At 71.7% G+C, this 3,992-nt stretch carries 4 protein-coding genes; all 4 read right to left on the reverse strand.

The features are described 5' to 3' along the window. Positions 1-161 precede the first annotated feature (161 nt). Positions 162-620, reverse strand: coding sequence for a type II 3-dehydroquinate dehydratase (gene aroQ / locus VGL40_14660; GenBank protein ID HEY3316502.1), 459 nt, complete (start codon positions 618-620; stop codon positions 162-164). A 32-nt stretch (positions 621-652) separates the two neighbouring features. Then, positions 653-2,296, reverse strand: coding sequence for a bifunctional shikimate kinase/3-dehydroquinate synthase (locus VGL40_14665; GenBank protein HEY3316503.1), 1,644 nt, complete (start codon positions 2,294-2,296; stop codon positions 653-655). Then, positions 2,293-3,453 carry a chorismate synthase gene (aroC, locus tag VGL40_14670; protein ID HEY3316504.1) on the reverse strand — a complete coding sequence of 387 codons (1,161 nt, stop codon included), beginning with the start codon at positions 3,451-3,453 and terminating at the stop codon, positions 2,293-2,295. Before aroC ends, VGL40_14665 begins: the two co-directional genes overlap by 4 nt. Further along, on the reverse strand, positions 3,438-3,992 hold a 555-nt coding region (locus tag VGL40_14675; protein HEY3316505.1), incomplete at its 5' end, for a hypothetical protein. The genes VGL40_14675 and aroC, both read right to left, overlap by 16 nt.

The raw sequence follows: 3,992 nt of genomic DNA on the forward strand, positions 1-3,992 counted from the left end.
TAGTGAATTGTGCCATGGGCGAGAGGTCCACCCCTCCTACTTGTGTTTGTGCTCGCAACCAAACACTTCGGAGAGGAACCCTCTCGTCCCTCTTTCTGCCCAGGTCTCCTACTTCAGACCAACATTAACTTTACTCACACCCCGTTCCTGTTTATCGAAGGTCAGTCTTCGCCGCGTTTCAGCAGCCGAGACAGGGCCTCGACGGCCAGTTCGTATGAGATCGGTCCCAGGCCGGCGATGATCGCCCGGGCACCGGCAGCGGTCACCGATCGACGACGGAATGACTCGCGAGCGAAGATGTTGCTCAAGTGTACCTCGATCACTGGCAAAGGGCAAGCGCTGATGGAATCGGCAAGGGCGATCGAGTAGTGCGTGTAGGCCGCCGGGTTGATGACGATGCCGGTGTAGCCTTCGTCGTCCGCATGGTTGATGGCCCTGATGAGCTCGCCTTCCCCGTCGTGCTGGCGGCAATCGCAGGTCAGACCGAGGGCCGCCGCGCGGTCGGCGATCATCTTGTCGAGCTGGGCCAAGGTCGTGTGGCCGTAGATGGCCGGTTCCCGCCGCCCGAGGATGCCGAGGTTCGGGCCGTGCAAGACCAGGATGCGCGGGGATTCATTCATCGCTTGCTGCACCTCGCTAAGTCAGACGTGGTTCAAAGCGAATCGACCATTTCGACGCAGGCGCGTCGCACCTCTTGAGGATCGACCTGGTAATCCAGGTCGACCCGGCCGGAGCCGAGCGGCAGGACCAGGCGTAGCGCGCCGCCGCGGTTCTTCTTGTCCCCAGCCAGGCGCCGCAGGAACTCGTCTTCGGGCTCGTCGGCGAAGGCCCGGGCGCCGGGGGCGAGCGATAGTCCCAGCGCGTCGTACCCGCGGAGCAGCCGCGGCCAGAGTCCGGACGGGGCCATCCCCGCCGCGACGGCCATCCGAGTGGCCACGGCCATCCCGAAGGCCACCGCGTCGCCATGGGCCAGGCGCGCATTGGCGGATGGCCCAGGCGGCTGACCGGCCGGCGGCGAGGCCTCGGAGGCCGTCTCGAGGGCATGCCCCACCGTGTGGCCGAGGTTAAGGCGGCGGCGCTCGCCTTGTTCGGTCGGGTCAGCCTCGACGACCGCGGCCTTGGCCCGGACGCAGCGGGCCACGACTTCGGCCAGGGCCGTCGGCCGGCGCCCGAGGATCGCCGGGGCTTCCGATTCTAGCCGGTCCAGCAGGTCCGAGTCGCAGGCGAGCCCGTACTTGACCACTTCCGCCAGCCCCTGCCGAAACTCTTCGTCGGGCAGGCAGAGGAGCGGTTCGACGGCGGCGAAAACGAGGGCAGGCGGGTGGAAGGCGCCGACGAGGTTCTTCAGACCGGCCAGGTTGACCGCCGTCTTGCCGCCGATGGCGCTGTCGACCTGGGCCAGGAGCGTCGTGGGAACCTGGACAGCGGCGATGCCCCGCATGTAGACGGCGGCCGCGAAACCGGCCAGGTCGCCGACGACCCCGCCGCCGAGGGCCACGACGGCCCCGTCCCGGCCGACCCCGGCCGACGCCATCCGGCAGAGCACCCCTTCAAGGTGGGATAGGGTCTTGGCGTCTTCCCCGGCCGGAACGACGGCTTCGACCCCGGACCACTGGCCGAACAGCGCCGCCGTATGGTCGTCGGCCACGGTGAACAGCCGGGAAGCAGCCAGGTCGGCCAACCGGCCGGGGAGGTCGGCCGGGGCGGCCCCGATGACGACCTCGTGGCCCTGGGCTTTGACGGTGCGGGCCGGCGGCCGGTCGACCGGCCGAAGCCCGGCCCCGACGCACAGCTCGAGGAGGCGGTCGGCGGTCTCCTCCGGTGACAGCGAGGTCGTATCCAGCCGGGCGTCGCCCAGGGTGTACCGCTCATGCCTGGCCCGCAGCAGCCCTTCGACCTTCTCCCGGAGGTCGCCGGCCGACAGGAGCGGCCGCTCGCCAGCTTCCGTCGAACACCCGACCCGCGTGACGATGGTCTCCGGAGAGGCGGTAAGGGTTACGACCAGCGACCGGTCGGCCAGGCCGCGGTAGTTGTCGCGGTCCAGGAACGTCCCCCCGCCGGTGGCGATGACCGCCCGGCGCAGCCGGGAGGCCCATCGGACGGCCTGGCGCTCGGCCCGGCGGAAGCCGGCCTCGCCGTCGTCGGCGAAGACCTGCGCCACCGTCCGGCCCGCGGCCGCCTCAACCGCCCGGTCCAGGTCGAGGAAGGGCAGGCCGAGGCGGTCGGCCAGGAGCCGACCGGCCCTGGTCTTGCCGGTTCCCATGAACCCGGTGACGACGACTCGCTCGGGGGTCATGGCTTTTCCCCCCGGTCAACGTCCCGGCCGAACCCCCGGGTGACAATCTCCTCGAGGTAGCCGGCGAAGGCCCGTTTTGTCTGGCCGAGGCTGTCCCCGCCGAACTTCTCAAGCCAAGCCCGGGCCAGCTCGAAGGCGACGACGGCCCCTCCGACGACGGCCGCGGCAGGGACGGCGCAGGTGTCGCCCCGCTCCTTGAGGGCCGGGGCGGGTTGGCCCGTGGCCAGGTCGACTGAGGCCAGCGGCCGGCCCAGGGTCGGGATGGGCTTCATCGCCGCGCTGACGACCACCGGTTGGCCGTTGGTGACCCCACCTTCGATGCCCCCGGCGTGATTGGTGGGCCGGACGAAGCCCGGTTCGATGACGTCGTGAGCCCGTGAACCGGGGAGCCCGGCCAGGGAGAAGCCGTCCCCGATCTCGACCCCCTTGATCCCGGGGATGCTCATCAGGGCGCCGGCCAGACGGCCGTCCAGCCGGCGGTCGGCCTGGACGTGGCTGCCCAGTCCGGGCGGGACTCCGAGGGCCGCGACGACGAAGGTCCCACCGAGGGTGTCGCCTTCGGCGGCCGCCGCCTTGATCGCCTCGACCATCGCCTCGCCCGTCGGCGGGTCGGGGCAGCGGACTTGGGAAGCGGCCGCGGCCGCCCAGGCCGCTCGGTAGTCCGAGGGCAGGACGGGCAGGCGGGCCGGCCCGATGGCTGTGGCGAAGGCCCCGACCTCGACCCCGAAGACGGCCAGGAAGCCTTCGGCCAGGGCGCCCGCGGCCACGCGGGCGGCCGTCTCGCGGGCGCTGGCCCGCTCGATCACGTCCCGGAGGTCGGCGTGCCCGTACTTCAAGGCCGCGGCCAGGTCGGCGTGGCCCGGCCGGGGCGTCGTGACCGGCGGGCGCTGATCCAGGCCCAGCCAATTAGGAGCGTCGAGGTTGGCGATGCTGAAGGCCACCGGGCCGCCGGTGGTCCGGCCGCGCCGCAACCCGCCGAGGGGGGTGGCGTGGTCCCGTTCGATCCTCTGACGTCCGCCCCTTCCAAAGCCCTCCTGCCGGCCGGCCAGGGCCCGGTCGATGGAGCTGAGGTCCACCGGCACGCCGGCAGGTAGGCCCTCGATGATGACGGTCAGTGACGGGCCGTGGGATTCCCCAGCCGTCAGGTAGCGTAACATGGCCGGCTCCTTTCGCCGAAGACGACGGCGCGCATGATTTCGAGGGGGGCCGCCCGTCCGGTCCAGAGGGTGAATGAGGCGGCCCCTTGGGCGACGAGGACTTCCCGCCCGTCGACGACCCGGCAACCGGCCGCCCCGGCCGCCTGTAGCAGCGGCGTGGGTTCGCGACCGTAGACCAGGTCGAGGACGGCCGGCGGGGTCTCCCCCCCGCCCACCAGGCCGGACATCTCGTCGAGCAGCCTGAGCCCCGCCCAATCCTCGGGCGACCTCAGCGAGGTGGCATTGATCAGGGCACCCACGGGTCCCCGGTCGAAGGCCCGGCGGAGGGCGATGCTCTGCAGGGGGCCGACCTCAGCCCGCAGGCCCAGACGCCCGGCTTTCTCGGCCAGGGCCTCGGCCGGGCCCGCGGAGCGGCTGAGGATGACCAGCCTGGCCAGGCCGGATGAGTCGGCCGAACCCTTTGTGCCGGCCGGCGAGGCCAGGGCGACGACGGCCGCGGCGGCCGCCCCGCCGGCCCCGAACAGAATGGCCGACGGGTC

The sequence above is a fragment of the Bacillota bacterium genome (assembly GCA_036504675.1).
Lineage (GTDB): Bacteria > Bacillota > Sulfobacillia > JAJYWN01 > JAJZPE01 > DASXUT01.

Bases quoted from the DNA above. Each gene is read 5' to 3' on its own strand.
- VGL40_14665 (HEY3316503.1), bottom strand. From the start codon at position 2,296: ATGACCCCCGAGCGAGTCGTCGTCACCGGGTTCATGGGAACCGGCAAG.
- aroQ (HEY3316502.1), bottom strand. From the start codon at position 620: ATGAATGAATCCCCGCGCATCCTGGTCTTGCACGGCCCGAACCTCGGC.
- aroC (HEY3316504.1), bottom strand. From the start codon at position 3,453: ATGTTACGCTACCTGACGGCTGGGGAATCCCACGGCCCGTCACTGACC.